General features: G+C 58.8%; 1 protein-coding gene and 1 pseudogene. Both read left to right on the forward strand.

What is annotated here, in order from left to right; genetic code table 11:
* Positions 1–151: 151 nt before the first annotated feature.
* Positions 152–661, forward strand: a pseudogene (locus WCJ41_RS21625) (transposase); the annotation flags it as partial.
* Positions 662–759: 98 nt separating this feature from the next.
* The gene (locus WCJ41_RS21630; RefSeq protein ID WP_336907904.1) at positions 760–2,142 is read left to right on the forward strand and encodes a lipase family protein; all 1,383 of its coding nucleotides are present in this window, start codon (positions 760–762) and stop codon (positions 2,140–2,142) included.
* Positions 2,143–2,190: the final 48 nt, after the last annotated feature.

A 2,190-nucleotide genomic window follows, 5' to 3' on the forward strand; every position in this document is an offset into this window, starting at 1 on the left:
AGCTCCTGACTGCCCGAAAATGGTACGGCGGCGATAAATCATTGAAAGAAATTATCATTTTTTGATAGTTGACGCCGTACTTTGGTGCGGCCAAGCGCCATGCGAGAGGGTCCGGGATTGAAGCTGAACGGTCGATGGGCTTGCCCAAGAGGGGATCAAGGCTACCGTATCCAAGGTGCTGTGCGCCAGCTGGCAGCGTCGCCGGGTGCACTTCATGAGGAACGTCCTTGCCCACGCCGGAAAGTCGGGCCGCCGCGTTGTCTCGGCCTTCATCGCCACCGCCTTCGCGCAGGAGACGCCCGAAGCCGCCAGCGCTCAATGGTGCAGCGTAGCCGACCAGATACGGCCCAAGGTGCCTAAACTCGCCGCCATCATGGATCAGACCGAGCCCGACGTGCTGGCCTACATGACCTTCCCGAAAGAGCACCGCACCAAGCTGCACAGCACCAACCCTATCGGGCGCCTCAATGGTGAGATCAAGCGGCGGACAGAGGTCGTCGGCATCTTCCCCAACGACGATGCCATCATCCGCCTCGTCGGCGCCATCCTCCTCGAGCAGAACGATGAGTGGGCTGTTCAGCGGGCCCGCTAAATGACGCTGGAAACCATCGGCAACATGCGCGATGATCCTTCCGTCAGCCTGCCAGACGCGGCCAGCTGATCACCCCGGACCAAGCCGGAAAAGCTCGCCGACCAGTTCCGTTACCTACACCACGGAATGGGACACGATCAAGGTCTGATGGAATATTGAGATAGTTGATGGCTGAAAACAGAGTCGAAGGCGCTATGACATTCGGAAACGGCGAGGATCAAATCTCGGCTCCCTCATTGCAGATCAACCGCCGCAGCTTGATCACTGGCGCAACGGGCGTCGCACTTGCGTCAATGGGCTGGGCATCACTGGTGACGCCGGCAGGCGCCGCGATTCTCGACAACAAGACGACACTGACGCGTGCGCGGCTCGATGAACTTGCCGCCCGCTCCTTCGGGATTTTCAACGAGAACAAGGTGCTGCCAGATTTCGATGCCGGCAAGCACGCCGCGACAAGCGACGTAGACCTACACCGAATTACAACTTTCACCCAGGTGCCCGAGACCGGCGAGACGTTGAAGATCAGCGGGCTCCTCGCATTGCCAGCCGGCGCCAAGGGGCCGCTGCCGGTGGTGTCGTGGCAGCACGGGACGATCTTCTCATTCGTGCAGGTACCCTCAAACCTCTACCTTGTCGCCGAGCCGGGTTACGTGATGAAGGATAATGTCGACTCGCAGGAAACACTCTTCAACATTCATCGCTTTGCGGCAAATGGCTATGCGGTTATCGCTGCTGACTATATCGGCAAGGGCCCGTATCACGGCAGTCAATCGGAGGCCTATGCCGTTAAGGATGCCTCTACCCGCGCATCGATCGACATTCTGAACGCAGGCCTAGAGGGCATGCGCCAGCTTGGTGTCGAACCGGCCGAGCTCTTCCTCAATGGCTGGTCACAGGGCGGTCTCAATACCCAATGGCTTCACCAGGCGCTGCAGACGTCCGCCATTCCGGTGCGTGCTGCAGGTGCTTCGAGCCCCTTCAACGATGTGGTTGAGTCCTTCGATTACTGGACTGGCAGCATCACTTTTTCTGATCCGCCAGGCATGTCCTATCCGCCTCGCCCGAAGTGGCTGACCCTTTGCGTAATCCTCGTGCTGGGCAGCTATGAAAGCTACTACCGGCTCAACGATCTTATTGATACCGTGGTAAGGCCCGAATACGTGCCCATGGTCCGCAAGTTCCTCGCCGACTACGACATGAATCTCGACTTCAGCAAGATGCCGATGCCAAAAGACCTTCTGATCGATAGCGTCTCACGTCAATTCGTAAATGACACCTACAGCCGCTTCCGGCGTCAGCTTGCAGCAAACACGGCCAGCTATTTCGAGTACTCTAATCCGATCCGCTTGTTCTACGGCCTGGCCGATGAACCGCTGCATCCCACGATGTGCAGGCGGGCCGTGAATGCGGGCGGTCCCATGATGGATGGGGTGGCCGTCAACGGCGCCAGCCATCGCGGTACCTTCCTTGCAAGCCTGTATGGCGAGCCGGATCATCTCCAGGGCAGGCCAAATCTGGTGAGTTGGTTCAACAGCTTGCGCGTGGGCTGAGGCGCATTTACCGATGAGGCAGGCCTCAATGCCTGCTTCGCTGTTGTT

Origin of the sequence: Aestuariivirga sp., assembly GCF_037139295.1 — a bacterium.
In the GTDB taxonomy this organism is placed as follows: Bacteria; Pseudomonadota; Alphaproteobacteria; order Rhizobiales; family Aestuariivirgaceae; genus Aestuariivirga.